This is a genomic window from Citrobacter sp. CFNIH10 (genome assembly GCF_002934585.1).
Lineage (GTDB): Bacteria > Pseudomonadota > Gammaproteobacteria > Enterobacterales > Enterobacteriaceae > Citrobacter_A > Citrobacter_A amalonaticus.
The window spans coordinates 870,929-897,180 of sequence record NZ_CP026216.1 but is presented as its reverse complement, the minus strand read 5'-3'; the positions used below and the strand labels follow the sequence as shown (position 1 = coordinate 897,180).

The window sequence follows — 26,252 nt, the reverse complement described above, 5'->3', positions numbered from 1 at the left end:
AAGAAATGTGCTGTTAAATCGGGAAGACGCCGGTGAGGGCCGCAGCAAAGGTCATAATGACGCTAGCTGCCCACAGGACCGGGATGGAGAATTTTTGGTGATCCGCGAGGTCGACACCGGCAAGACTGACCAACAGGAAGGTCGCGGGAGTCAGTGGACTGACCGGGAAGCCGGTGGTCATCTGACCGAGCACCGATGCCTGAGCAACCTGAATGGCAGGGATACCCATAATGTCCACGGTATGCGCGACGACAGGCATAATGCCGAAGTAGTAAGAGTCTGGATCGAAAATCAACGACAACGGCATCGAGATCAAACCGACGATGAACGGAATATGGGATGCCAGTGCCGCAGGCATAAACTCTACCGCCGCATGAGACATGGCTTTCAGCATGCCAGCACCACCCATGATCCCGGTAAATGCCCCCGCCGCGAACAGGATACTGGCCATCATCAGCGCCGCTTTTGCGTGGGCATTGATCCGTTCTTTCTGCATTTCAACATTCGGATAGTTGATCATCAACGCCAGTGTCAGGGCGATCATGAAGGCAACGGTGGGGGAGATGCGGGTGAACACCATTGTGCCGATCACGGCAATAACCAGCGCGATATTTACCCAGAAAAGATGTGGACGACGCAGGACTTTTTCCTGCTCGGTCAGTTCCTTATGATGCGAAAAATCACCTGCGGCCGCAGCAAAGTGGGCGGCGCCAAGGCGTTTCTCTTCGCGTTTACCCCAGTACCAACCCATGATGACCATAAAGGTCAGGCCCGCGAGCTGTGCTGGAATTAACGGAATAAAGAGGTCATGGGTGGTGACGTTCAATGCGGCCGAGGCGCGAATCATCGGCCCGGTCCAGGGTAAAAAGTTGACCCCGGCGCTGAGCGCAACAATACCAAGTAAGATCCGTTTGTCCATACCGAGGCGATTGAACAGCGGCAGCATGGTGGGGACAGTGATTAAGAAGGTCACCGCGCCATTACCGTCAAGGTGGGCGATGAGTGCCAGAAGGCCCGTACCAATGATGATTTTAACCGGGTTGGTCCCTACGAATCGCAATATACCGCGTACGATAGGGTCAAACATCCCGGCATCCGTCACAACGCCAAAAAAAGCGATCGCAAAGACGAACATCGCCGCCATCGGGGCCAGTTTTGTGATGCCTTCGACCACATATTTTGCGGTATCTGTTCCGCAACCTGCAGCCAGCGCGCCAATCACCGGAATAACGATCAGGGCAACCAGAGGCGACATCCTTTTGGACATGATAAAAAATAATAAGGTGGCTATAGTAAGCACACCTATTAGCGCCAGCATGAGTTTCTCCTTAATATTTTTATAAACTTATATGCTTCGAATGTATAAAAGTAAATGCAATGTTAATTGTGTGTAGAGGGATATATGTTTTATCAGTGCATTAGTTTTTATCACAGTGCGCCGGATGGTACTAATTTGTAAATCCAATGAAGTCATTTGTTGTAAGGGTTAATGCGACTATTTGAGATAAAAATAATGCTATAGCTAATTTGCTTAAATATAGAAATCACTTTGTAAACATAGGGTTGTTATGTATGTTGAGTGTATTTTTCTTAATAATCTTTAGTGGCGATAGGGCAGTACGTAGAAATTAAATTGCGGTTAATGTGGGGTGGGTCATAAAAAGAAATTAACTGCCTTTTATTCATTTTAAAAATCGATAAGATAATTAATGATTTCGATGGCAGGAGCAGGAAATGAATCTTTCGATTAAACAACTCAGGGCATTTTTAATATTAAGCGAGGCTGATAGTTTTACTCAGGCGGCCCGGCGGTTTAACCTTTCTCAGCCCGCGTTTAGTACCCTGATTGCATCACTGGAAGAGGAGATTGGCTACCGGCTATTCGACAGAGATACGCGGCGCGTGTTGCTGAATGCGGATGGCATTCATTTTCTCGATCTGGCGCGCAAGATTGTGCAGAGCCATGATGATGCCGTGGGCGAAATCAAAGACCGGGTAGCGGGTAGTAATAACGATATTACTCTTGCGGTGTTGCCTTCGCTGGCAGTGGAATGGCTACCTGAAATACTGGTGAAATACAGTAAGAGGGTGCCGCAAAGTAATGTGAAACTGATCGACACCCAGTGGGATCGCTGTCTGAAGGCATTACTTGATGGTCAGGCGGACATGGCATTAACCGCCGGGCAACCCTCGTTGACCACGTTCGATTCAACGTTATTGTTCTCGGATAAATTTTATCTGCTCTGTCATCGCGAACATCCACTGGCACAACAATCTTCGGTATCGCTCAGTCAGGTTTGCGATTATCCCTTTATTGGTTTCAGTGTCGGCACCAGCATTCGGCAGTACACCGATAAGCTCTGCGAAAATCTGGCCATGAGCTTTAATTATCAACTGGAAGTGCGCCAACTCACCACGATGATGGGCCTGATTGCCGCCAACTACGGGATCAGCATTACGACTGGATTAACGCTGTTCCAGTTCAACCATAAAGATATCGTGATTTTACCGTTTGAAGATTTAGCACTGGAGCGGGCAATCTATCTGGTGACGCCGAAGGGGCGACATCTCGCGCCTGGCGTCGCGTCGTTTGCGGAATTCATTACCTGCCAGGCGCACCAGTTCGCGTCAGAACATATGTGATGTAAACACCCGCGAAAGACCGTCTTGCTACACCCCATAACCCATCATTTTCAGCAGCCGCTGCGCGTGTTGGACCGCATCCTGACGGTGCGCCACGCCCAGTTTTTGATACAAATTACGGATATGCGTCTTGATGGTGGTCGCCGCTACCGCCAGTTCGCCAGCGATTTGCTCGTTGCTGTAGCCGGAGTAGATAAGCCCCAGCACCTGCCATTCGCGCTGCGTCAGCGGACTGGTGCGGATTAGCTCTGGTACTTCCGGGTGGTTCAGCAGGCGCTCAACAAAGCTTTCGTCAAAGTGGGCGAACTTGTGGCGGTGATGCTGGTTGATCTCACGCAGAATGCGCTGCGCGCGGTGTTGGTCCAGTTCCGGCAGCGTATTCAGTTGAATAAGCTGGCGTAGTTGCTGCGCCATCGACTCGCCTTCAATCACGAAATGGCTGATGAATCCGGTGCGATTGGCTAATTGCAGGGCATCAAGCAGCACGCGCTGCGCGTCATTTTTGCGCCCGGCCTGCCAGTAAAGTTGGTTGAGCAGCAGCAGGTTACGGTTAAGATCGCTCATCAGGCGCAGACTGCGCGCATTTTCATTCAGCTCTTCGAGTACGATTTCTGCGGGTTCAAATTCGCCCAGCAGAATTTGCGCTCTGGCGATATTACGCCACTGGCCTTGCAGGAAGTGGTTATTGGCAAACTCCGGTTTCGGCGTCTGGCGCAGCCAGTTGGCGGCCGACTTTTTATCGCCGACCATTTGCCAGTAGATCACCCGAACTTTATCGGCGTTTGAGATCCAGTCGCTATGGTAGTGACCGTTGCCCAGCAGATTCTCCAGGCGGTTGAGATGGCTGCGGGCATTGTCCAGATCGCCACGGGCCAACGAGCACTGCACCAACAGCGCCAGACACTGTAATTGTTGCTGCGGCTGAAAGGCGGAAAGCACTTCGATACCGCTGCGCGCAGAGGCTTCCGCTTCATCCAGTCGCGCCCACGCCCACAGCAGTTGGGCACGAATGCGCACCAGAAATTCGTGCATGGGCAACTGTTCCAGATGCTGATCTTTAATCAACTGGAACGCTTTCTCCTGGGTTTCCCAGGCGGCCTGCAAGAATCCCTGGGCAAAGAGGATTTCACTCTGCTGGATCAAACTCCAGAGCGCGTAGTGCCAGACATCATGATGACGCGCCATCTGTTCGGTCTGCTGCATCAGCGTTAAGGAGCGAGAGAGGTCGCCTTTACAGTGCAGCACTTCGCCGTGCACCGAGGTTGCAACAATACGGCTGTAATACAAGGCGATGGGCAACTCATCCAGCGCCAGTTTCGCCAGGCGTTCAGCCTCATCGGGATTGCCGTCGTTGATCGCCACCTGAGCGCGGAGCGCGTTAAACTCGGCATGCAGCGTGCTGTCCATCACGCCCTGAATCTCTTGTTCGGCACGGGCCAGCAGGGTGTTTACTTCGCTGTAGCGATGCTGGCTCTGCATCAGCCAGGCCTGTAACAACACCAGACGCGGGTTTTCCAGCAGGCTTTCCCACGGCAGCGCTTTTAGTGACTCTTCCAGCAGCGCCAGTTCGCTGTGGTTAAACAATCCCCACGCGTGGTTAAGCAAAATATCGCGCAGCATATGCGCATCGCCGGCCGCCAGCGCATGGTGGATGGCTTCGCTGGGGAAACCCTGCGCCATCCAGCTTTCCGCTGCGGCGCGATGGATATCAGGTAACTCGGTCGCCAGTTCCCACTGGCAGCGCTGGCGCAGGAAACTGCCAAACAGCGGGTGATAACTGAACCATTCGCCGGAGTCATCCATCCGTTGCAGGAAAAGCCCTTGCCGCTCGATCTCTTCCAGCCGCATCTGACCATTTTCTTCGCCGGTTACACGTACAATCAGCGCATCGTTCATTGACCGTAAAACTGCACTTTTCAGCAGGAAAAGGCGGGTGCTGACATCGACGCTGTCCAGCACTTCATCGACCAGATAATCTGAAAAGCGCATTCCACGCCCGGTATGCCGGCGGTGGTCCGGGCAATCAGCCGTTTCATCCGGCGATGATGGTCAAAGTGCTGATCTATGGTTACGCGAGCGGCGTCTTCTCTTCGCGCAAACTAGCCAGGAAGCTGTACGAGGATGTCGCGTTGCGTGTGCTGGCCGCTGGAAACTTCCCGGCCCACCGCACGCTGAGTGACTTCCGTGCCCTACACCTGACCGAGCTTGAGAATTTGTTCGTTCAGGTGGTGCAACTGGCGCGCGAATGTGGGCTGGTGAAGCTTGGCACGATCGCGGTCGACGGCACCAAGGTAAAAGCCAACGCCAGCCGCCACAAGGCGATGAGCTATAAGCGCATGAAGCCGGCCGAGGACGAATTGCATTGCGAGATCAAGGCGCTGCTTGATCGCGCCAAGGCTACCGACGACCAGGAGCGTAACGAGCCGGAGCTGGACATTCCTGCCGAGATTTCTCGCCGCGAGAAGCGCCTGGAGGCGATCCAGGCGGCAAAGGCGCGCCTGGAAGCGCGCCAGCGTGAAGCGGACCAGGCCCGGGGGCGCAGCGAAGACGATGGCCGCCGGCCTCGCCATCCGGATGGCTCGGACAAGGGCGGTGGCTCGTACAAACGCGAGTTTGGTGTGCCGGATGACCGTGATCAGGAAAGCTTCACCGATCCGGACAGCCGGATCATGAAACACGCCGGTGGTGGCTCCGAGCAGAGCTACAACGGGTACACAGCGGTCGATGCCGAGCACCAGATCATCGTGGCGGCGGAGTTGACCAACTGCGCCGCGGACAGTCAGGCGCTGCTGGGCATGCTGGCAGCAGTTCAGGCCAACACCGGAGAAATGCCGGCCCAGACGCTGGCGGATGCGGGATTCCGTAGTGAGGCTGTTCTGGCAAAGGTCGCCGATCACCACGGCGATGTCATCGTTGCCCTCGGCCGCGAGGGACGTGAAGATGCCAAGGTCAATGCCAAGACCCATCCGCATACGGCGGCGATTGCGGCGAAATTGAAAACGGAGCAAGGCGATGCAGCTTACCGCCGGCGCAAGTCGATCGTGGAGGCTCCGAATGGTTGGATCAAGGCGGTGATGGGATTGCGTCAGTTCAGCATGAGGGGCCTGGACAAGGTGCAAGCCGAGTGGAAGCTCGTCTGCATGGCGCTAAATCTGAGGCGAATGGCGTATCTGTGAGGGCGAAGGTTAAATGGGGCGGCTCAAATGCACCCCAGTCGTCATAACACGCCGCGCGCCGCAAGATTGGTATCCTTGGCGCCGACGCCTTGCCAATTGCAGAGAGCGCCGCCGCCATCGTCAGTGCTCTACAGAAAACCGGTCACACGGCTCTGCCGCGCAGACTCCTAGCCTAAATGTGACAGTGGTTGGTAATCCATGCCGCCCGCAAGGGCGGCGGTGGTGGGCCAATAGATGATTTTCAGAGCCTTACTGCCCGTTGACGCCCAATCCCTCGAGCGCGAGTCTAGCCGCAGCGGCGATGACGGCCTCGCTGTGCTTGTCATCCTTGTTAGGCGCCCGGGTGTAGACGGCCAACACAATAGGTGCGCGCCCAGTGGGCCAGACGACGGCATAGTCATTTGCCGTGCCATACACTCCGCAGGTTCCGGTTTTGTCTCCGACTGCCCAGTCTGCCGGCACCGCCGCGCGGATGCGGTGGTTGCCGGTCGTGTTTCCCTTTAGCCAATCAACAAACTGCTGCCGCTGCGGCGCAGCCAGTGCAGAGCCCAGTGTCAGTTTTTGTAAGCTTTCCGTCACGGCGCGCGGCGATGAGGTATCGCGCGCATCGCCTGGGATGGCGGAGTTCAGCTCCAGCTCCCAGCGGTCCAGACGGAACGTGGTATCGCCGATAGAGCGCATGAAGGCCGTCAGCCCGGCCGGGCCGCCCAACTCCTTCAGCAACAAATTGGCGGCGGCGTTATCACTGTATTGCACGGCGGCCGCGGACAGCTCCGCCACCGTCATGCCTGTTGTCAGATATTTTTCCGAGATGGGTGACCACGGAACCAGCGCATTTTTGCCGTAACGGATGGGTGTGTCCAGCAAGCCGGCCTGCTGCTGGCTGCGAGCCAGCACAGCGGCAGCAAGAAAGCCCTTGAATGAGCTGCACAGTGGGAAGCGCTCCTCAGCGCGGTAACTTACAGTTGCGCCTGAGCCGGTATCCATCGCGTACACACCGATGGAGCCGCCAAAGTCCTGTTCGAGTTTAGCGAATGGTTCCGCGACGAGGTTGGTCAGCGCGGTGGCAGAAAAGCCAGCCAGCGGCCATGAGAGACAAGACAGCAGAACTAGACGGCGATACAGTGACATCAACGATATTCCTTGTTTGAAGGTGGAGCTAGGTGTAGCGGCCGGATGTAATCAGGCCGCTACAGCTGGGATTATCACCGAGCGGCAAGCCGCTCCCTCTCCAGAGGCTGTAACGGCTGTAACTGCCCCGGATGGGCACACATCGGGTTGGTAAGTCCCTGGCACCACAACGTCCAGCGCTATTGAAAAACGAATCAGGTCGGCGTTCATGGGTCGGCCACCTCGCCTGACCTCGGCATCCACGTTACGGACGGCCTCAGGAAGTCCTGGCCAAGCCCCGACTATTGGGGCGCGAAGATAGCACCGAGGGTACGCCGGTGTCAACACCAACTGAAAACTGACCCACTTTACCCCTGAATCACCAAAGTAATACTGACCCACCTGGATCATTCGGGTTTGGAATTTTTCCTGACCACTCCCGCCTTCCTCTTGTCCTTCAAGCGGTAGCTTTCGCCGCTCAGGGTCAGGATATGGCACTGTTGCAAAGTTAGCGATGAGGCAGCCTTTTGTCTTATTCAAAGGCCTTACATTTCAAAAACTCTGCTTACCAGGCGCATTTCGCCCAGGGGATCACCATAATAAAATGCTGAGGCCTGGCCTTTGCGTAGTGCACGCATCACCTCAATACCTTTGATGGTGGCGTAAGCCGTCTTCATGGATTTAAATCCCAGCGTGGCGCCGATTATCCGTTTCAGTTTGCCATGATCGCATTCAATCACGTTGTTCCGGTACTTAATCTGTCGGTGTTCAACGTCAGACGGGCACCGGCCTTCGCGTTTGAGCAGAGCAAGCGCGCGACCATAGGCGGGCGCTTTATCCGTGTTGATGAATCGCGGGATCTGCCACTTCTTCACGTTGTTGAGGATTTTACCCAGAAACCGGTATGCAGCTTTGCTGTTACGACGGGAGGAGAGATAAAAATCGACAGTGCGGCCCCGGCTGTCGACGGCCCGGTACAGATACGCCCAGCGGCCATTGACCTTCACGTAGGTTTCATCCATGTGCCACGGGCAAAGATCGGAAGGGTTACGCCAGTACCAGCGCAGCCGTTTTTCCATTTCAGGCGCATAACGCTGAACCCAGCGGTAAATCGTGGAGTGATCGACATTCACTCCGCGTTCAGCCAGCATCTCCTGCAGCTCACGGTAACTGATGCCGTATTTGCAGTACCAGCGTACGGCCCACAGAATGATGTCACGCTGAAAATGCCGGCCTTTGAATGGGTTCATGTGCAGCTCCATCAGCAAAAGGGGATGATAAGTTTATCACCACCGACTATTTGCAACAGTGCCAGAAATTGGGCTTAATGCCGAAAACAATAAAATAAAACAGCCAACCCTTGAGGTTCTTATGCGCCAGAATTTACCAGTGACGGGTCGAAACTTAGAACTCCCAAAAGATGCCAATATTCTTTCGACTACCTCCCCTCAAAGCCATATCACGTACGTTAATCCTGACTTCATTAAAATCAGTGGTTTCACTGAGGAAGAACTATTAGGCCAGCCTCACAACATCGTAAGACACCCAGATATGCCGCCTGCTGCATTTGAGCATATGTGGAGTACATTAAAATCTGGCCGCTCATGGATGGGGCTAGTAAAAAATCGCTGTAAAAATGGCGACCACTATTGGGTAAGTGCTTATGTAACGCCAATAGCTAACGCTGGATCTGCGTGAATTCCAGCAGCAGCAAGAGAAAGACTTTCTACAAACCAGCTTACAGCAGGCTAAATTTAACCAGAAAAAAGCCGCTGAATTACTGGGTCTGACTTATCATCAGCTACGTGCCTTGCTGAAGAAACACCAGATCTAATACGCATTTGCAGGTGTCATACTGGCGGGTTTGACGCATAACGTCATAAGGTTTACCATGGCGTCATTACTGTATAAAAACACAGGCATAGATATGACTCTGGCATTAGTTGGCGAAAAAATTGACAGAAATCGCTTCACCGGTGAGAAAGTTGAAAATAGTACATTTTTTAACTGCGATTTTTCAGGTGCCGACCTGAGCGGCACTGAATTTATCGGCTGCCAGTTCTATGATCGCGAAAGTCAGAAAGGGTGCAATTTTAGTCGCGCAATGCTGAAAGATGCCATTTTCAAAAGCTGTGATTTATCAATGGCAGATTTCCGCAACGTCAGTGCCTTGGGCATTGAAATTCGCCACTGCCGCGCACAAGGCGCAGATTTCCGCGGTGCAAGCTTTATGAATATGATCACCACGCGCACCTGGTTTTGCAGCGCATATATCACTAATACTAATCTAAGCTACGCCAATTTTTCGAAAGTCGTGTTGGAAAAGTGTGAGCTGTGGGAAAACCGCTGGATGGGGACTCAGGTACTGGGTGCGACGTTCAGTGGTTCAGATCTCTCCGGCGGCGAGTTTTCGACTTTCGACTGGCGAGCAGCAAACTTCACACATTGCGATCTGACCAATTCGGAGTTAGGTGACTTAGATATTCGGGGTGTTGATTTACAAGGCGTTAAGTTAGACAGCTACCAGGCATCGTTGCTCATGGAGCGGCTTGGCATCGCTGTGATTGGTTAGTTCAGCGTTTACACCGGGAGATGCGTTTGACGATTTACTTTTAACCAGTACGACTCCTGGCAAGCATTGTGAAACGTTTTCTCCAGTGGACGAATATCCTGACCTACCGCATCAACGACATGCCATCTAATGCTGCATTCTGGACAGGAATTTGATGAATATCTAACCAATTCATTTTCGCGAGAACAACGAATAACCACTCCCGAATCATGAAGCCATGTCTTATTTATAATCTCAACTTCAGCCATGTCATCCCGTTTACTGACATCCTCAATACAAATACCTAAATTCCACGTGTGTTTTTTATTAGCTTCAAAAATCACTATTTCACGAAGAATTTAGACTGCTTCTCACACATTGTAACATTATTTACAACCACCTTTCAATCATTTTTGATAAATCATTGATTTCATCTTTGCTGCAATGATACTTAATAAACTCTGCAAGTTATCCACAGAGCAACACTCAATTTTATTGATGATATTCTTATTATACCAGACATTTTTCATACACTCCCTTGTACGGATAGTTTTCCGACAACTTCATGATTACATATCTTGCGGTTTTGATTATTTTTGCTGCAAGAAATACATACTTCAAACGAAAGGTCTTTATTTGCTGTCTGTATTCTGAAGAGTCCAAGGAATCAAACTTGAACAACAAAAATAGGTTATATGAAAGCATCATCATTTGAAACACGGCTTCATTCGCCCAAAATGACTTTAGCAAGAGATGACCCACCGCCATGTCGTATTTGGCTTCTTTGATATAGTTTTCAGCATTACCACGCTTTTCATAGTATATAACTACTTTTTCAGAAAGCAAGGTAGTATTTGTTACAAAGAAAAAGTAGTCGTATTCGGAACCTTCTAAAAGTGATAATTGTGCTCTTTCTTTTTCTGGTTTCAGTACGCGAGATACGACAAATCTTCTGTCTTTTTCCCATTTAACTAATTTTGTATACAGTTCTGTAGTTTCTCTACCTTCTTCTCCTTTAACGAATACAATTGATGAATTCGTTGCTTGTGAGGTGAGTGTAGAATAACTTTTGGCTTTAATTAAATATTTGCATCCAAGAGATTCTATCGTTTCGATAATTTTTTCATCAAAGTAGCCACTATCCATTCGAAATAAAATTTCTAAATCGTCTGATTTGATGTTAGCAACAATTTCTTTGATCATTTCCGCAGCACCGTTTGCAGTGTAAGTATTGCCACTTCTTACAAATCCGGTAACATATGCTTTTAATTCGTCGCAAAATGCAAATTGGATATTGTAGCATCGGTTTCCCAGTTTCTTAGGATTATATCCTTTTGACGCACCTTCTTGATGACCTTCTACGTTAATTACACTACTATCAATATCAATCGTAATGGATGTCAATTTACTTTTAGTGAGCAGTTTTTTAAAGACTTTAAAATTAATGTCTCTAAACATTTGGGTTGTCTTGAAGTTGAAGTTTCCTAGAAACCGTGACACTGTTTCAGGTTCTTTTACGGAAATATCAAACTCGTTGACGAGGGGATCATTTTGAAGTAGCTTTAGACGTTCTAACTTATCAATGCCAATGAAGTGACCGCAGAGCATGGTCTTTATATGATTCATCTTGATTTTATTTGTTGAGTCATTATCAAATACGAGGTCATTTTCAATAAAATCAAAAATCCCATTGCTTTTTGCATTCTCAAGGAGCAGAAAAAGACCTGCATTTGATGTTAGATTCTTAGCTTTGAAATCAATTTTATTAATCATAATTAGAACCCCTTTTTACTACTTTTCTTACTATTATTTTACCATATATCGAGTCATAAAAGCTGATAATTTAACATATTTTTGAGCACTTTTCTTTCACCCAATGGGTGAAAGCTGAATTTCGAAGGAATGCATATTTATCAAGGCTTTGATTATGCTTTTTGAAGTACTGACGTAGAATCTAGGTGAAAGATGGCTGGCGTTAATTCCCGCCAGACGGCGTGCAGACTGATGCGCAGAGTGGTTGTTTTGCCGCGCAGAGAGGGCGATGAGCTGTAATGCGGTCGCCCAGCCTGCCACATCGTCACACATCCGGCTGCTTTCGGCGGCTTCGATGGGGGAGGATAAGCGGCGGTCAAAAAACTGTTTGGCTTCCTGATGATTAAAGGCTAGTTGCTGACTGCCTATCTCCAGAAGCTGGTCGCGCACGCGCAGGTTGGCAATCCCCAACTGCGGTAAATTACGCGACAGTACCACCAGCGTGAGATTTTCAGGCTGATGACGCAGGAAGAAGCGCATGGACTCATGAATCACCGGATTAGTGATCAGATGGTAATCGTCGATGACCAGATACAGCGGGCGATGCCATTCCGCCAGCTCAATAAAGAGCTGCGCAAAAAGCGAAGTCAGACTGACATACTGCCGTTTTTGCACCATCACTTCGCTGGTGGTGCAATGACCGTTAGTGGCCTGCTGTACCGCGGCAATCAGATAGCTGGCAAAACGCTCCTGCTGGTTGTCGCCCTCATCCAGTGAGTACCAGCCGAGTTCACTTTTCCCGGCGGCCCATTGTGAAATGAGCGTAGTCTTCCCATAACCTGCAGGACTTGTGATCAGGGCCAGCCTGAAATTGTTCGCGCCGGAAAGTTTAGCCAACAGGCGCTCACGTACCACTGTATGGTCGAGACGAACCGGACGACTTAGTTTAGACGGAATCAACATAGTTAACACTTCACTGTGGAAAATGGGGGACTGCGATTTTTTTTGCGCTTCGTAATTAATAGATATAAGGTCGGCCAGATTAGGAACTTTTGCAAGGTATGTCCGGTAATGAACCGCCTTAATTTGCACTACATCACAAATTTATCTGATGGATAACCTCTACTGGATACGGTTGGCGGAGGGGATGCCGGGGTATTTACTTTTACTGAAGAGTCCTGACACTTTGTATAGGCTTACGATCCTCTCTGTGACAGGCGAAATTGTAACTTACCGTGATAAAATTTTTACCGACAAAGGGTAATCAAAAGGTGAGGATGTTATCGATATAAAAAAAGGTAATCTTATTCTCGTTATTATTAGCAGTTTCTATGACTGCTCCTACCAGAAACTACGATTATCAACAAGGGTTTCGCAAAGCTTAACATCAATCACATGATAATCATGAAGGTTGTCCTGTGGGCAGGAGTGGTAGGAAAGTGCCAGCAACAGAAATGGCACAATAAAGTTAGCAATAAAACCGATAATAAAGAATAAGGTGATAGCGGCGAGAACCCATCCTTCAAAAGGATCGGGAAGTGCCTTGTATTGCAAATCATCGGTAAATAAAACACGAACCATAGCAATCACAACATACATGACCAGAGGTATAGCTCCTATAAGTGCACAAGTTTGATTATAAGAAATAACGTCTCCCATCCTCATTAAAGATAAAAAATCCGTCATAACCAATCCAAAGAATAAGAAATCCAAAAAGCCAAAACAAAAAATAATAAAAAAAATAATTATGATTTGGAGTCGTAATTTTCGCATGCCTGTTTGCCTGTACATAAATGAGAGTTAAAAAAAACTACGATTATCAACAAGGGTTTCGCAAAGCTTAACATCAGTCACATGATAATCATGAAGGTTGTCCTGTGGGCAGGAGTGATATGACGATACCAGAAATAAAAGCAGGACAATAAAGTTTGCAATAAAGCCGATAGCAAAAAAGAGCGCGCCAGTGCCCAGCACCCAGACTTCAAAAGGATCAGGAAGGGCTTTGTATTGCAAATCATTGCTGAATAAAACCCGTACCATAGCAAAGGTTGTATACAACATTAACGGTATTCCACTTATTAGTAAGCACGTATGGTGATATGTGATTACATCACCCATTCTTATCAATGATAAAAAATCGGTCATAACAAAACCAAATATTTGTAAATCAAGAATGCCAAGGAGAAATATAATCAGCAAAAAATACATTAGCCGCATAAATAATTTCTTCATAAGTCCTCCTTAAAATGAGTCAAAGTAGGGAGAGTCGAATCCATAATCGTAATTTTTATGATGATGTATATAATCACGAAGCTTTTCTTTTAACGCATTTGATAGCCCCAATTTGTCATCAATTATGTTAAGTCCAATGTTGAGACCTATTCCTATGGCAACTATGAATCCAATTGCAACAATTATTGGTGCACTAATTAAAGTCAAAACTCCCGCGACCACCCCAATCACAACCCCCGACACTACCGCTTTAGCCATGTCCATTGAAATATCGACCAGAAAATCCACCATCTGATAATCTGATTTAAAAATCAATTCGATGGCTCGCCAGGCCAGAGAAAAATAGAGGCAATATCTGACACCACTGCTGATACTGTTGTAAAGCCCACGTTTACCGATGGCCATTTCCAGTATTTGCGGATGCCTGGCACCGTAGCGGGTCCCGTTAAGAATACGGCGTAACGCAGGGTATCCCGTAATTTTTATATAGGCTTTGCCGCCCACGTTGTACTCGATCGCTTTAATTTTTAATACAGTAAAGTTAAAAACCAATTCGTTAGCCGGGTTGTAATATGTTGTGAGCTTAGACAGACTGCGAAAGGCATCCAGTCCATCTTTCATATTCCCCGGCGCTGCGCGGTACGAAAAAAACTGATCAATTCCTCCCATTAAGTCATCCACGACTTGCTGTGCTTCTTCTATCGTCAACAGGAGGATATGGTGGTGTTGTGTGATGAATGATCCATCCATAAAAGCCATATCGCGCTGCACAGGGTTCATTGAACTCCAGTGGATGTCTGCTGAGCCGCGCAGCGGATCGCCATCGGGATGACGTGAAGTGTTCTCGTACAACGAAGAAGAGGGACGATGACGCATGCTATTTCCTTATATATGTTATTCAGACTCAGAAGAGCCGGTCGCTCCAAAAGCTAAAGGCGCTGGTGCTCGCCATACAGTGTTCCCAACTGATGGACTCATACGTAAAACAAACACGTTCCTGTGCTTCGTTTCCATGTTCAATAATATTATGTGGCACAATTATTTTGATGTTAGAAATATGAGCTTTGAATAGTTTAATTTTATAGTAGATCTCCTGTTGACCTCCTGGATTAACGCGATACAGGTCGAGTTCACACTCAAGTGTTTCGTTATCGTTGATGGCTTTGCTGAGTAACGGCGACGAACGGTCAACGGGCTTAATTATTTGCAATTCATGATGACAAACATTTTGTTGCCGTGATGTTTCATGTTCAAGTGCGTAAATCATTATCTGATCAATATGACGGGTTTGAGATTTATTACCTATTGAACTCCGGGAGCCGCACTGCGCTGATATATCTCCCTGAATCTCTCCTGTCAGCGTGAGCCAGGATAAATGGGACATATTATTTCCTTTTAATTTATTAGTGGTGATAATATATTAAAATACAATAAAATTAGTGTGCGCTTGTATTATTGTCATTTCAACTGGTTTTGTTTTTATATGGACTTGAAACCAGAGAGATTCTTCATATCCGCGTTATATCATTTCTTCCCTGATTCTGTGATTAGAGCCAGGTAAAATATAAAAATGGTTTAAAATAAGTGTATGACTGGGATCTGAACAGTCGGGTGCGGTACGCGAGAGTGGCACCGATCACACTTTTACGCTCATCCCCACTACTCCTCCCCGCCTAATCAAGAGTGGGATGAGGAAGGTCAACATTGAGCCTGGCAAACTAGCGATAACGTTGTTTTTTACCAAAGGACCCGGAATTCCTATGTCACAGCCAACCTTCAATCAAGAGCAATTTCAGGCAGCCCTGACACGTCAGTGGCAGCGTTTCGGTTTACTGTCAGCTCACGAGATGACGTCCCGTCAATGGTGGCACGCCGTCAGCGGCGCGCTGGCGGAACTTCTCAGTGCCCAACCTGTGGCGAAACCGGCGAAAAATCAGCGCCATGTGAACTACATCTCGATGGAGTTCCTGATTGGTCGTCTGACGGGGAATAATCTGCTTAACCTGGGCTGGTATCAGGCGGTGAGCGATGCGCTGAAAGCGTACGACGTCCAGCTGACCGATTTGCTGGAAGAAGAGATCGACCCGGCGCTGGGCAACGGAGGATTAGGGCGTCTTGCCGCCTGCTTCCTGGACTCAATGGCGACCGTGGGTCAATCTGCCACCGGTTATGGTCTGAACTATCAGTACGGCCTGTTCCGTCAATCCTTTGCCGACGGCCAGCAAATGGAAGCGCCGGATGACTGGCATCGCGGCAGCTATCCGTGGTTCCGTCATAACGAGCAGCTTGATGTGCAGGTGGGTATTGGCGGTAAGGTGACAAAAGGCGGTCACTGGGAACCCGACTTTGTGATTACCGGGCAGGCGTGGGATCTGCCGGTGCTGGGCTACCGTAACGGCGTGGCGCAACCGCTGCGTCTGTGGCAGGCCACTCACGCTCATCCGTTTAACCTGACCAAATTTAATGACGGTGATTTTCTGCGTGCGGAACAGCAGGGGATTGACGCCGATAAACTGACCAAAGTGCTTTACCCGAACGATAACCACACGGCGGGTAAGAAGCTGCGTCTGATGCAGCAATACTTCCAGTGCGCCTGTTCAGTGGCAGACATTCTGCGTCGTCATCATCTGGCTGGCCGCAAACTGCATGAGCTGGCGGATTACGAAGTCATTCAACTGAACGATACCCATCCGACCATTGCGATTCCGGAACTGCTGCGCGTGCTGCTTGACGAGCATCAGATGAGCTGGGACGACGCCTGGGCGATCACCAGCAAAACCTTCGCTTATACCAACCATACCCTGATGCCAGAAGCGCTGGAGTGCTGGGATGAGAAGCTGGTGAAAGCGCTGCTGCCGCGTCATATGCAGATCATCAAAGAGATTAACGATCGCTTTAAGACGCTGGTCGATAAAACCTGGCCTGGCGACAAGCAGGTTTGGGCAAAGCTGGCGGTGGTTCACGACAAACAGGTGCGCATGGCGAACATGTGCGTCGTCAGCGGCTTTGCGGTCAACGGCGTTGCCGCACTGCACTCCGATCTGGTGGTGAAAGATCTGTTCCCGGAATATCACCAACTGTGGCCGAACAAGTTCCATAACGTGACCAACGGCATCACGCCGCGTCGCTGGATCAAACAGTGCAACCCGGAACTGGCTGCGCTGTTTGATAAAACGCTGAAGAAAGAGTGGGCGAACGATCTCGATCAGTTGATCAATCTTGAGAAGTACGCTGATGATGCTAAATTCCGCAAGACCTGGCGTGATATCAAGCAGGCCAATAAGGTACGTCTGGCTGAGTTTGTGAAAGTTCGTACTGGGATTGAGATTAACCCGCAGGCGATTTTCGATATTCAGATTAAGCGTCTGCACGAATACAAACGTCAGCACCTGAACCTGCTGCATATCCTGGCGTTGTATAAAGAGATTCGCGAAAACCCGCAGGCCGATCGCGTTCCGCGCGTCTTCCTGTTCGGCGCGAAGTCGGCTCCGGGTTACTACCTGGCGAAAAACATCATCTTTGCCATTAACAAGGTGGCGGAAACCATTAATAACGACCCGAACGTCGGCGACAAACTGAAAGTGGTGTTCCTGCCGGATTACTGCGTGTCAGCGGCAGAAATGCTGATTCCGGCGGCGGATATCTCCGAGCAGATCTCCACAGCGGGGAAAGAAGCTTCTGGCACCGGCAACATGAAGCTGGCGCTCAACGGCGCACTGACGGTCGGCACGCTGGACGGCGCGAACGTAGAAATCGCCGAGAAAGTGGGTGATGAGAATATTTTTATCTTTGGGCATACCGTGGAACAGGTGAAGGCGCTGAAAGCCAAAGGCTACGATCCGCTGAAATGGCGCAAAAAGGATAAAGTGCTCGATGCCGTGCTGAAAGAGCTGGAGAGCGGTAAGTTCAGCGCCGGCGATAAGCATGCCTTTGATCAGATGCTGCACAGCATAGGCAAACAGGGTGGCGATCCGTATCTGGTGATGGCGGACTTTGCGGCCTACGTTGAGGCGCAGAAACAGGTGGATGTGTTGTATCGTGACCAGGAGGCCTGGACGCGTGCGGCGATCCTGAACTCTGCACGCTGCGGTATGTTCAGCTCGGATCGCTCCATTCGCGATTATCAGACCCGAATCTGGCAGGCGAAACGCTAAGGAAGCGCGATGGATAGCAAACGTCTGGATAATGCCGCGCTGGCGGCGGGGATCAGTCCCAATTATATCAATGCCCACGGCAAGCCGCAGTCAATTGGTGCCGAAACCAAGCGACGTTTGTTGGATGCTATGCACCGTACCGCTGCCGCCGCAAAGGTAGCGGTGACGGCGGTGCCGAATGTGATGGTCTACACCGCAGGCAAAAAGATGTCGCTGGCGGTAGAGGGACACGGTGAATTCAACTGGCTGTTGACCACCGAAGAGGGTGTGCAGTTTAAGGGGCACGCCACCGGCGGGAAATCCTTTACTCTGCCGACAAAGCTGCCGCTGGGTTATCACACGTTGACCCTGACGCAGGATGAACAGCGACACCATTGCCGCATCATCGTGGCGCCAAAACGCTGCTACGAGCCGCAGGCGCTGCTGACCGGGCAGAAACTCTGGGGTGCCTGCGTACAGCTCTATACGCTGCGTTCAGAGCACAACTGGGGAATCGGTGATTTCGGCGATCTGAAGTTAATGCTGGTGGATGTGGCAAAACGCGGGGGGGCGTTTATCGGCCTCAATCCGATCCACGCGCTCTATCCGGCAAACCCGGAGAGCGCCAGCCCGTACAGCCCGTCTTCACGTCGCTGGCTGAACGTCATTTACATTGATGTGAACGCTGTCGATGATTTTCGCCTGAGTCAAGAAGCGCAGGCCTGGTGGCAGATGCCCGATACGCAGAAAATACTGCAACAGGCGCGGGATGCCCAATGGGTGGATTACTCGGCAGTCACCACGCTGAAGATGACCGCGCTGCGCATGGCATGGAAAGGGTTTGCCACGCGCGACGATGAACAGATGGCGGCATTCCGGGCGTTCGTGGCTCAGGAAGGCGACAGCCTGTACTGGCAGGCGGCGTTTGATGCGCTGCATGCCTGGCAGGTGAAAGAGGATGAACTGCGCTGGGGTTGGCCTGCCTGGCCGGAAGCGTATCAGTCTGTTGATTCGCCGGAGGTGGAAAAATTCTGTCACGAACATCGTGATGAAGTGGATTTTTATCTCTGGTTACAGTGGCTGGCGTACATTCAGTTTGCCGCCTGCTGGGAAACCAGTCAGGGCTTTAAGATGCCAATTGGCCTGTATCGCGATCTGGCGGTGGGCGTGGCGGAAGGTGGGGCGGAAACCTGGTGCGATCGCGAGCTGTATTGCCTGAAAGCCTCTGTTGGCGCGCCGCCGGATATCCTCGGTCCGCTTGGACAGAACTGGGGCCTGCCGCCGATGGATCCGCATATCATTACGGCGCGTGCCTACGAGCCGTTTATCGAACTCCTGCGGGCGAATATGCAAAACTGCGGCGCGCTGCGCATCGATCATGTCATGTCGATGCTGCGGTTGTGGTGGATCCCCTACGGTGAAACCGCCGACCACGGCGCCTATGTTCACTATCCGGTCGACGACCTGTTGTCGATTCTGGCGCTGGAAAGTCAGCGTCATCATTGCATGGTGATTGGTGAAGACCTGGGTACCGTTCCGGTGGAGATTGTTGGCAAACTGCGAACCAGCGGCGTGTACTCTTACAAAGTGCTCTATTTCGAGAACGACCATGAGAAGAACTACCGTGCGCCGAAAGCGTATCCGGAACAATCAATGGCTGTCGCGACGACGCATGATCTTCCTACGCTCAAAGGTTATTGGGACAGCGGTGATTTGACGCTGGGCAAAGCGCTGGGACTGTATCCTGATGAAGTGGTGCTGCGCGGACTGTATCAGGACCGTGAGCGGGCGAAACAAGGGCTATTAGATGCGCTGCACAAGTACGGTTGCCTGCCAAAACGTGCCGGGCGTAAGGCTTCGCTGATGGCGATGACGCCGATGCTCAATCGGGGGATGCAGCGTTATATCGCCGACAGTAACAGTGCGTTATTAGGGTTGCAGCCGGAAGACTGGCTGGATATGGCGGAACCGGTCAACATTCCGGGGACCAGTTCAGAGTACAAAAACTGGCGTCGTAAGCTCTCCGTGACTCTTGAAGCGATGTTTGCCGATGAACGGGTGAACAAGCTGATTAAGGATCTGGATAAACGGCGAAAAGCGGCAGCGAAGAAGACGTGAAAAAAAGAACCCGCCAACTGGCGGGTTCTTTTTAGCGTTAAACCACCGTTCCCAGCAGCAGACAGCCAATCAGTCCGCAGACAGAGATAATGGTTTCCAGCATCGACCAGGACTTGATAGTCTCGCCGATGGTCAGGTTAAAGTACTCTTTGAACAGCCAGAAGCCAGGGTCGTTTACGTGAGAGAAGATAACGCTACCGGAACCGACAGCGATAACCATCAGCTCAGGGCTGACGCCGGTGGTTGCGATCAGCGGTGCGACAATTCCACCCGCCGTAATTGCGGCAACGGTAGCAGAACCCAGCGCGATACGCAGAACGGCGGCGATAGACCATGCCATCAGCAGCGGAGAGATATTGGTTTCGTGCATCATGGACGCAATGTATTTGTCCACGCCGCTGTCGACCAGCACCTGCTTGAACGCACCGCCACCGCCGATGATCAACAGCATCATTGCGATAATTTTGATGGAAGAGGTCAGCGTATCGTTAATCTGATCCATTGAACGGCCACGGTTCAGACCGAAGGTGAACAGGGCGATCAGGACTGCAATCAGGGTTGCCATCACCGGGTCACCAAAGAACTCGGCAACAGGCAGGAACGCATGGCCTTTCGGCAGGATCATCTCTGCAATAGCGCGCATTGCCATCAGTACCACCGGAACCAATGAGGTCCAGACGCTGACGCCAAAGCTCGGCATCTCTTCTTCCGTGAAGGTTTTCGCGCTGTACAGACCTTCCGGGATCGGCTTATCGATGCCTTTCAGGCAGCGAGCGAAGACCGGACCCGCCAGAATGACGGTCGGGATTGCCAGGATCGTACCAAACAGCAGGGTTTTACCCATGTCGGCATGGAAAATGGTCGCGATAGCGGTCGGGCCTGGGTGCGGCGGCAGGAAGCCGTGCGTGACGGAGAGCGCCGCAGCCATCGGAACACCGACATACAGCAGCGGGATGTTAGCCGCGGCGGCAATAGTGAACACCAGCGGCAACATCAGCACAAAGCCCACTTCGTAGAACAGGGCAAAACCGACGGTGAAACCGGTTAATACCACGGCCCACTGAATGTGTTTCTTACCAAATTTCGCAATAAGCGTGGTGGCGATACGTTGCGCACCCCCGCAGTCTGCCAGCATTTTGCCGAGCATGGCACCAAAGCCCATAATCAGGGCAAGACTTCCCAGGGTGCCGCCGACACCCGCTTTGATGGAGCCAATGACTTTATCGAGCGGCATTCCTTGCATCAATCCAACCGCAAGCGCCACCAGGACGAGAGCGATGAAACCGTTCATTTTGAAGCGGATCATCAGGAGTAATAACAAAATTACACCGATAGCAACGATGACTAATGGCATGATTTACCTGGCCTTTCAATTTGTTATGGGTAACGTCAATGTTTTGACGACAAACTACGTTTGTCCCAACCGGGAACAGAGACGTAACGGCACCTCGACGGATTACCCTTAAAACTATCTAGTTTAGTCGGATGTGATGTGTGTGTTTGGTGCCCATATGAATGATACGGGTAACATAGGGTGATTGAGAATCACCCCGGCAGGCAAAATTTAAATTATGCGAGGCAGGTCAAATTATCGAAGAGGATATTGCTGAAGTCGCAAAGAGGGGCGCTATGCCCGATAAGCGTTAGCGCCATCGGGCATACGCGAGCAGCGAACTTAGTAGTAGGAGTGTTCGCCGCGCTGGTGTTCGGTCAGGTCGCGAACGCCTTTCAGTTCCGGGAACTCGTTCAGCAGCTGCTTCTCGATCCCTTCTTTCAGGGTCACATCGACCATGGAGCAGCCGTTACAGCCGCCACCAAACTGCAGAATGGCGTAGCCTTCGTCGGTGATCTCCATCAGAGAGACACGACCACCGTGGCCGGCAAGCTGCGGGTTGATTTGCGACTGGAGCATATATTCCACGCGTTCCATCAGCGGCGCATCGTCAGCCACTTTACGCATTTTCGCGTTCGGCGCTTTTAGCGTCAGTTGGGAACCCAGTTGATCGGTCACGAAATCGATCTCAGCGTCTTCCAGATAGGGCGCGCTCAGCTCATCAACATAAGCGGTCAGCAGGTCAAATTTCAGGGCGGTGTCGGTTGCTTCCACGGCGTCCGGCGGACAATAAGAAACGCCACATTCAGCGTTAGGCGTACCGGGATTAATCACAAATACACGGATTTGTGTCCCTTCTTCCTGATTTGCCAGCAGTTTGGCAAAGTGCGCTTGTGCAGCATCGGAAATACGGATCATAGTAATGGCCTAATAGTTGACTATTTTAGTTGGTTATAATACGCCCATCATCGAGGCTCTACAAGGTTCGACACAGGCACCATACCTGGACAGTCGCCGCGCCGTTGCGTAAAAGCAGCTGTGCGATCTCCGCGACGGTACTCCCGGTCGTGATGACATCATCCACAACAACCATATGGAGTCCCTTCACCGGCAATTCAAGGCGAAAGGCATTTTTCAGGTTGCGCTTGCGCAATCTGGCACTGAGATGGTGCTGAGTGGCGGTAGGGCGAATGCGCGTAACGCTTCGACAGTCCCAGGGACAACGCAGCCAGCGAGACAGCGACTGGCACAACAGATCGCTCTGATTAAACCCCCTGCGCCAGTGGCGGCGCTGCCATAGAGGAACGCTAATCAGCCTGTCCGGCAGGGTCAGCCCGGTCTGACGACGCGCCTGCAATACCTCCAGCAGCAAAACGCGCGACAGCGCGGGGGCGATGTCGCTGCGCCGGGAAAACTTAAGTTGATGAATGAGCGTGCTGAGCGGCGGGGCATAATCGCTGACGGTAATCAGTCGCTGCCAGGGCGGCGGTTTTTGCAGGCAGCGCCCGCAGGCCATTGTGGGATGCGCGGAGGGGAGTCCACATCGTGGACAGAGCGAGACGTGCCGACGCGCAGCGCGTTCGCAGACAGAACAGATCCCCCAACGACTCAGCGCCAGCGGCATTCGGCATAGCCAGCATAATCCCGGTACTGTTAGCATAGATTCATCCTTGTTGGCGAAAAGAGAACAGTAACTGATGAATGACATCTGGTGGCAGACCCGTGGAGAGGGAAATTGTCATCTTGTGCTGCTGCACGGATGGGGACTTAACGCCGAAGTGTGGCATTGCATTAGCGAGGAACTGAGCTCGCATTTTACGCTGCATCTGGTCGATTTACCGGGCTTTGGCCGCAGCCAGGGTTTTGGGGCCATGACGCTTGAGGAAATGGCGGAGCGCGTCCTGGAACTGGCGCCAGAGAGCGCTATCTGGCTCGGCTGGAGTCTTGGCGGGTTAGTGGCGAGCCAGGTGGCATTAACTCATCCCGAGCGCGTTCAGGCGCTGGTGACGGTGGCGTCATCGCCCTGTTTCAGCGCACGTGAAAATTGGCCGGGGATTAAGCCGGAAGTCCTGGCGGGGTTCCAGCAGCAACTGAGTGAAGACTTCCAGCGGACGGTAGAGCGCTTTCTGGCATTGCAAACGATGGGAACGGAAACGGCGCGTCAGGATGCACGCGCATTGAAAAAGACCGTGCTGGCGCTGCCGATGCCGCCGGTAGATGTGCTTAACGGAGGGCTGGAGATCCTGAAAACGGTTGATCTGCGCGAGTCACTGACATCGTTAACGGTACCGTTCCTGCGTTTGTACGGCTATCTTGACGGGTTGGTTCCCCGCAAGGTGGTGCCACTGCTTGATGCACTATGGCCAGCGAGCGAATCGTTTATCTTTGCCAGGGCAGCGCATGCCCCGTTTATTTCGCATCCTGATGAATTCTGTCAGACGCTGGTGGCGCTAAAGCAAAGACTGTAACGCGAAGAAAAATGCCCGGAAAGTGTCTTACTTACCGGGCCGGAGATTAATGGTTCCGCGCGATGCCGCATAATCTCGTCATCAGGAACGACGGTAACCACCAGTGGCAACGACGCACCATACAAACGCCGTGCTGCTTGCGGACTCTCCGTAATACCTTAACGCAGCGCCCACCATTCACGCAGGCAGGCTTTGCCTTCCGGGCAACTTTTGCAGCTTCCGGAGAGACAGCCGTCAGGTTCTTCCTGAATCCGCATAGCTTTACCCATCATTTCCAGTTGACTGAGCATGGCGTCGATCATCGGCTGCGGCGTTTGCAATGTATGGCTGATTTGCGCTGCCTCCATGCGCCCCCGCAAGGCCAATAAATCGCGAACCTGAATGAGCGAAACCATCGTGACACCTTAGTGACAATCGCCGGTGGTTGTACTGGCGCAGCAATCGCTGGCTTTTTTCCGCGTGGCCAGCAGATTGACATCCACCCGGCTACGCGCCCGGCGCAGCAGTCCCAGTACCACAACGTTAAACAGGATCACGGCCAGGATACAAACCAGACTGTAGCGCGGATGCTCACTGTAGCTGGCGACCTGGTAGAACAGGGTTGACAGCGAGTAGGCGATGTTCAGCCCCCAGAGAATGGAGAAGCCCATCCAGCCGCGGCTCGATTCACGGGCAATTGCCCCCATTACCGAGATGCAGGGAACGTACAGCAGGACGAAAATCAGGTAGCTGTAGGCTGCCGCCGCGCTGCCAAATTTCGCATCCATGACGCCCATTGCGCCAGTCGCCATTTCTCCGTCGCCTTTGCTGGCTTCAATAGGGTTCGCCAGTACGCTCAGGCTGAAAGTGTCTTTCAGGCTCTGCCAGGTTTCATCCAGCGCGCTCAGCAGCTCATCGCCAAGATTAAATTCAGCCGGATTAAATTCCTCATCCTGAATGTTTTCTGCGGTATAGAGCGTATTGAGTGTACCGACTACCACTTCTTTCGCCATCGCACCCGTGAACAACCCAACCGTTGCCTGCCAGTTGTCTTCATGAACACCAATCGGTTTAAAGATGGGAGTGATGACGCGACTGACGGAGGCCAGCGCCGAATCGTTGATATTATCGACAATCTTGCCGCTGAGTGAAAAGCTGTTAAACGCGCTCAGGAAGATGCTGACAATGACGATCACTTTACCGGCGCGCAGCACAAACCCTTTCAGGCGCTGCCAGGTCTGGATAATCAGGCTCTTGATATGCGGGACGTGATAAACCGGAAGCTCCATAACAAACGGAGACGCTTCGCCACGCATGATGGTGTGTTTGAGCATCAGGCCAGTCAGTACCGCCATCACAATGCCCAGCACATACAGGGAGAACACCGCCAGCGCGCCGTTCTGCCCGAAGAAGGCCGCCGCAAACACGGCGAAAATCGCCAGTCGTGCCCCACAGGACATGAACGGTGCCATCATGATAGTCATCAGGCGCTCACGTGGTGCATCCAGGGTGCGGGCCCCCATCACCGATGGCACGTTGCAGCCAAAGCCGACAATCAGCGGGACGAATGATTTGCCCGGCAGTCCCAGCGCCTGCATCAGACGGTCCATCACAAACGCTGCGCGCGCCATGTAACCGGAGTCTTCGAGGAACGAGAGGAACAGGTACATCATGCCGATCTGCGGAACCAGCGGCAGAACGGTGTTAATCCCACCGCCCAGCCCTTGGGCGAGGAAAATGGTCAGCCAGTCCGGGAAGTGAAGGGTATAACCGATCCACTGGATACCGTGAATAAAAATCGCCACAGAGCCAGCATCAAAAATCGGGGCCAGCGCGCCGCCAATGTTAATGGCAAGCAGGAACATCAGGTACATCACAAACAGGAAGATCGGCAGACCGAGAAAACGGTTGAGGATGATTTTATCCACCGCCGTTGTAAAGCGGCTGGGCTCTGCTGTTAAAGTGTTGCTCACCACGTCGCAGATCGCCGCAATGCACTGGTAACGCGCATCGGCGATATGCAGTGCCGGGTCGTCCATCTCGTCGCTCAGATGCGCCAGCGAAATATCCAGTTGCGCAGCAGCGTCACCGGCGTATGCCCGGCTGTAGATATCCCCTTCCAGCATTTGCAGGCCGAGCCAGCGGCGCTGTTGTACCGGCATTTCTTTAGCCATGGCGCTTGCCAGTTTATCGGCCTCACGCAGCAGCGGCTGGGCGTAATGCACCAGTTCAACGTTTTCGTTCTTGCTGTGGCGGTCAATCGCCAGCTTCAGCGCTTCGATACCGCGTCCACGGGTAGAAACCAGCGGGACGACCGGGCAGCCAAGGCGGGTTGAAAGGGCATCGATATCAATGCGGATTTTCTGTTTTTCCGCAATGTCGAGCATGTTGAGTGCAACAATGCAGGGAATGCCCAGCTCAAGCAGTTGCAGCGTCAGATAGAGGTTACGCTCAAGATTTGAGGCATCTACCACGTTAATTAACAGGTCGGCGTCGCCGCTCAGAATGTAGTGGCAGGCAATCTGCTCATCCAGAGAGGTTTGCGAAGAGATGGTAGTGAGCGAATACGTGCCGGGCAGATCGACCAGCGTGACCTGATGATCCGTGGTCGTGAATTGCCCCTCTTTACGTTCCACGGTGACCCCAGCCCAGTTGCCTACGCGCTGGCGCGCACCGGTCAGTTGGTTAAACAGGGTTGTCTTGCCGGAATTTGGATTACCAATTAAGCCAATGGTTAATTTTTTCATCGTTATAGAC

The 26,252-nt window shown here is 51.6% G+C and carries 18 protein-coding genes and 6 pseudogenes; 8 read left to right on the top strand and 16 right to left on the bottom strand.

Features of this window, described 5'->3' with window-relative positions; genetic code table 11:
* Positions 1 to 13: 13 nt before the first annotated feature.
* The gene (locus C2U53_RS07790) at positions 14 to 1,318 is read right to left on the bottom strand and encodes a CitMHS family transporter (protein WP_042998441.1); all 1,305 of its coding nucleotides are present in this window, start codon (positions 1,316 to 1,318) and stop codon (positions 14 to 16) included.
* A 416-nt stretch (positions 1,319 to 1,734) separates the two neighbouring features.
* On the opposite strand from C2U53_RS07790, the gene C2U53_RS07785 reads away from it, so the two are divergent.
* Positions 1,735 to 2,643, top strand: a complete 909-nt coding sequence (locus tag C2U53_RS07785; protein ID WP_044263828.1) for a LysR family transcriptional regulator — start codon at positions 1,735 to 1,737, stop codon at positions 2,641 to 2,643.
* Between the two features lie 27 nt (positions 2,644 to 2,670).
* Here the strand turns inward: C2U53_RS07785 and malT are convergent.
* A pseudogene (gene malT, locus C2U53_RS07780) lies at positions 2,671 to 4,623 on the bottom strand (HTH-type transcriptional regulator MalT); the annotation flags it as partial.
* Positions 4,624 to 4,625: 2 nt separating this feature from the next.
* Here malT and C2U53_RS07775 point away from each other — a divergent pair.
* Positions 4,626 to 5,819: pseudogene (locus C2U53_RS07775) on the top strand (IS1182-like element ISKpn6 family transposase); the annotation flags it as partial.
* Positions 5,820 to 6,068: 249 nt separating this feature from the next.
* Here the strand turns inward: C2U53_RS07775 and C2U53_RS07770 are convergent.
* From C2U53_RS07770 to C2U53_RS07755, 3 genes and pseudogenes are all read right to left on the bottom strand, one after another.
* On the bottom strand, positions 6,069 to 6,950 hold the full coding sequence (locus C2U53_RS07770) for a carbapenem-hydrolyzing class A beta-lactamase KPC-2 (protein WP_004199234.1): 882 nt from the start codon (positions 6,948 to 6,950) through the stop codon (positions 6,069 to 6,071).
* Positions 6,951 to 7,336: 386 nt separating this feature from the next.
* Positions 7,337 to 7,435: pseudogene (locus C2U53_RS07760) on the bottom strand (AAA family ATPase); the annotation flags it as partial.
* A gap of 39 nt (positions 7,436 to 7,474) precedes the next feature.
* Positions 7,475 to 8,179, bottom strand: a complete 705-nt coding sequence (locus tag C2U53_RS07755) for an IS6-like element IS26 family transposase (protein WP_001067855.1) — start codon at positions 8,177 to 8,179, stop codon at positions 7,475 to 7,477.
* A 121-nt stretch (positions 8,180 to 8,300) separates the two neighbouring features.
* Between C2U53_RS07755 and C2U53_RS07750 the strand changes: the two are divergent.
* The 3 genes and pseudogenes from C2U53_RS07750 to C2U53_RS07740 all read left to right on the top strand — a co-directional run.
* Positions 8,301 to 8,621: pseudogene (locus C2U53_RS07750) on the top strand (PAS domain-containing protein); the annotation flags it as partial.
* A pseudogene (locus tag C2U53_RS07745) lies at positions 8,608 to 8,763 on the top strand (helix-turn-helix domain-containing protein); the annotation flags it as partial. The pseudogenes C2U53_RS07750 and C2U53_RS07745, both read left to right, overlap by 14 nt.
* A 93-nt stretch (positions 8,764 to 8,856) precedes the next feature.
* On the top strand, positions 8,857 to 9,501 hold the full coding sequence (locus tag C2U53_RS07740; protein WP_012954666.1) for a quinolone resistance pentapeptide repeat protein QnrB19: 645 nt from the start codon (positions 8,857 to 8,859) through the stop codon (positions 9,499 to 9,501).
* A 489-nt stretch (positions 9,502 to 9,990) separates the two neighbouring features.
* On the opposite strand, the gene C2U53_RS07730 is transcribed toward C2U53_RS07740, so the two are convergent.
* From C2U53_RS07730 to C2U53_RS07705, 6 genes and pseudogenes are all read right to left on the bottom strand, one after another.
* Positions 9,991 to 11,253 (bottom strand): IS1380-like element ISEcp1 family transposase, encoded by a 1,263-nt coding sequence (locus C2U53_RS07730; RefSeq protein WP_000608644.1) that lies wholly within the window; start codon positions 11,251 to 11,253, stop codon positions 9,991 to 9,993.
* A 186-nt stretch (positions 11,254 to 11,439) separates the two neighbouring features.
* A pseudogene (locus tag C2U53_RS07725) lies at positions 11,440 to 12,195 on the bottom strand (transcriptional regulator MalT); the annotation flags it as partial.
* A 378-nt stretch (positions 12,196 to 12,573) separates the two neighbouring features.
* A complete protein-coding gene (locus tag C2U53_RS07720) occupies positions 12,574 to 13,005 on the bottom strand; it encodes a DUF1240 domain-containing protein (RefSeq protein ID WP_061069310.1) in 432 nt (143 codons plus the stop codon).
* A gap of 27 nt (positions 13,006 to 13,032) precedes the next feature.
* Entirely contained in the window at positions 13,033 to 13,464 is a 432-nt protein-coding gene (locus tag C2U53_RS07715; protein WP_061069309.1) for a hypothetical protein, read from the bottom strand.
* 9 nt (positions 13,465 to 13,473) lie between these two features.
* A complete protein-coding gene (locus C2U53_RS07710; RefSeq protein ID WP_044253519.1) occupies positions 13,474 to 14,340 on the bottom strand; it encodes a hypothetical protein in 867 nt (288 codons plus the stop codon).
* A 28-nt stretch (positions 14,341 to 14,368) separates the two neighbouring features.
* The gene (locus tag C2U53_RS07705) at positions 14,369 to 14,848 is read right to left on the bottom strand and encodes an Hcp family type VI secretion system effector (RefSeq protein WP_042998436.1); all 480 of its coding nucleotides are present in this window, start codon (positions 14,846 to 14,848) and stop codon (positions 14,369 to 14,371) included.
* Between the two features lie 376 nt (positions 14,849 to 15,224).
* Between C2U53_RS07705 and malP the strand changes: the two genes are divergently transcribed.
* Together malP and malQ are read left to right on the top strand one after the other, a co-directional pair.
* Complete coding sequence (gene malP, locus C2U53_RS07700) at positions 15,225 to 17,618, top strand: maltodextrin phosphorylase (RefSeq protein ID WP_042998435.1); 2,394 nt, start codon at positions 15,225 to 15,227, stop codon at positions 17,616 to 17,618.
* Between the two features lie 9 nt (positions 17,619 to 17,627).
* Positions 17,628 to 19,715, top strand: a complete 2,088-nt coding sequence (gene malQ / locus C2U53_RS07695; protein ID WP_104445774.1) for a 4-alpha-glucanotransferase — start codon at positions 17,628 to 17,630, stop codon at positions 19,713 to 19,715.
* A gap of 37 nt (positions 19,716 to 19,752) precedes the next feature.
* On the opposite strand, the gene gntT is transcribed toward malQ, so the two are convergent.
* From gntT to gntX, 3 genes are all read right to left on the bottom strand, one after another.
* Positions 19,753 to 21,069 (bottom strand): gluconate transporter, encoded by a 1,317-nt coding sequence (gene gntT, locus C2U53_RS07690; protein ID WP_042998433.1) that lies wholly within the window; start codon positions 21,067 to 21,069, stop codon positions 19,753 to 19,755.
* A gap of 321 nt (positions 21,070 to 21,390) precedes the next feature.
* Complete coding sequence (nfuA, locus tag C2U53_RS07685) at positions 21,391 to 21,966, bottom strand: Fe-S biogenesis protein NfuA (protein WP_042998432.1); 576 nt, start codon at positions 21,964 to 21,966, stop codon at positions 21,391 to 21,393.
* A gap of 58 nt (positions 21,967 to 22,024) precedes the next feature.
* Positions 22,025 to 22,708, bottom strand: coding sequence for a DNA utilization protein GntX (gntX, locus tag C2U53_RS07680; protein WP_058587472.1), 684 nt, complete (start codon positions 22,706 to 22,708; stop codon positions 22,025 to 22,027).
* Positions 22,709 to 22,745: 37 nt separating this feature from the next.
* On the opposite strand from gntX, the gene bioH reads away from it, so the two are divergent.
* On the top strand, positions 22,746 to 23,516 hold the full coding sequence (gene bioH, locus C2U53_RS07675; RefSeq protein WP_044263808.1) for a pimeloyl-ACP methyl ester esterase BioH: 771 nt from the start codon (positions 22,746 to 22,748) through the stop codon (positions 23,514 to 23,516).
* 158 nt (positions 23,517 to 23,674) lie between these two features.
* On the opposite strand, the gene feoC is transcribed toward bioH, so the two are convergent.
* Both feoC and feoB read right to left on the bottom strand, forming a co-directional pair.
* Positions 23,675 to 23,911 carry a [Fe-S]-dependent transcriptional repressor FeoC gene (gene feoC, locus C2U53_RS07670; protein ID WP_104445773.1) on the bottom strand — a complete coding sequence of 79 codons (237 nt, stop codon included), beginning with the start codon at positions 23,909 to 23,911 and terminating at the stop codon, positions 23,675 to 23,677.
* A 9-nt stretch (positions 23,912 to 23,920) separates the two neighbouring features.
* Positions 23,921 to 26,242 carry a Fe(2+) transporter permease subunit FeoB gene (gene feoB / locus C2U53_RS07665; RefSeq protein ID WP_104445772.1) on the bottom strand — a complete coding sequence of 774 codons (2,322 nt, stop codon included), beginning with the start codon at positions 26,240 to 26,242 and terminating at the stop codon, positions 23,921 to 23,923.
* Positions 26,243 to 26,252 lie beyond the last annotated feature (10 nt).

Coding starts and splice junctions, on each gene's coding strand:
- C2U53_RS07790 (WP_042998441.1), bottom strand. CDS start 1,318: ATGCTGGCGCTAATAGGTGTGCTTACTATAGCCACCTTATTATTTTTT.
- C2U53_RS07785 (WP_044263828.1), top strand. CDS start 1,735: ATGAATCTTTCGATTAAACAACTCAGGGCATTTTTAATATTAAGCGAG.
- C2U53_RS07770 (WP_004199234.1), bottom strand. CDS start 6,950: ATGTCACTGTATCGCCGTCTAGTTCTGCTGTCTTGTCTCTCATGGCCG.
- C2U53_RS07755 (WP_001067855.1), bottom strand. CDS start 8,179: ATGAACCCATTCAAAGGCCGGCATTTTCAGCGTGACATCATTCTGTGG.
- C2U53_RS07740 (WP_012954666.1), top strand. CDS start 8,857: ATGACTCTGGCATTAGTTGGCGAAAAAATTGACAGAAATCGCTTCACC.
- C2U53_RS07730 (WP_000608644.1), bottom strand. CDS start 11,253: ATGATTAATAAAATTGATTTCAAAGCTAAGAATCTAACATCAAATGCA.
- C2U53_RS07720 (WP_061069310.1), bottom strand. CDS start 13,005: ATGCGAAAATTACGACTCCAAATCATAATTATTTTTTTTATTATTTTT.
- C2U53_RS07715 (WP_061069309.1), bottom strand. CDS start 13,464: ATGAAGAAATTATTTATGCGGCTAATGTATTTTTTGCTGATTATATTT.
- C2U53_RS07710 (WP_044253519.1), bottom strand. CDS start 14,340: ATGCGTCATCGTCCCTCTTCTTCGTTGTACGAGAACACTTCACGTCAT.
- C2U53_RS07705 (WP_042998436.1), bottom strand. CDS start 14,848: ATGTCCCATTTATCCTGGCTCACGCTGACAGGAGAGATTCAGGGAGAT.
- malP (WP_042998435.1), top strand. CDS start 15,225: ATGTCACAGCCAACCTTCAATCAAGAGCAATTTCAGGCAGCCCTGACA.
- malQ (WP_104445774.1), top strand. CDS start 17,628: ATGGATAGCAAACGTCTGGATAATGCCGCGCTGGCGGCGGGGATCAGT.
- gntT (WP_042998433.1), bottom strand. CDS start 21,069: ATGCCATTAGTCATCGTTGCTATCGGTGTAATTTTGTTATTACTCCTG.
- nfuA (WP_042998432.1), bottom strand. CDS start 21,966: ATGATCCGTATTTCCGATGCTGCACAAGCGCACTTTGCCAAACTGCTG.
- gntX (WP_058587472.1), bottom strand. CDS start 22,708: ATGCTAACAGTACCGGGATTATGCTGGCTATGCCGAATGCCGCTGGCG.
- bioH (WP_044263808.1), top strand. CDS start 22,746: ATGAATGACATCTGGTGGCAGACCCGTGGAGAGGGAAATTGTCATCTT.
- feoC (WP_104445773.1), bottom strand. CDS start 23,911: ATGGTTTCGCTCATTCAGGTTCGCGATTTATTGGCCTTGCGGGGGCGC.
- feoB (WP_104445772.1), bottom strand. CDS start 26,242: ATGAAAAAATTAACCATTGGCTTAATTGGTAATCCAAATTCCGGCAAG.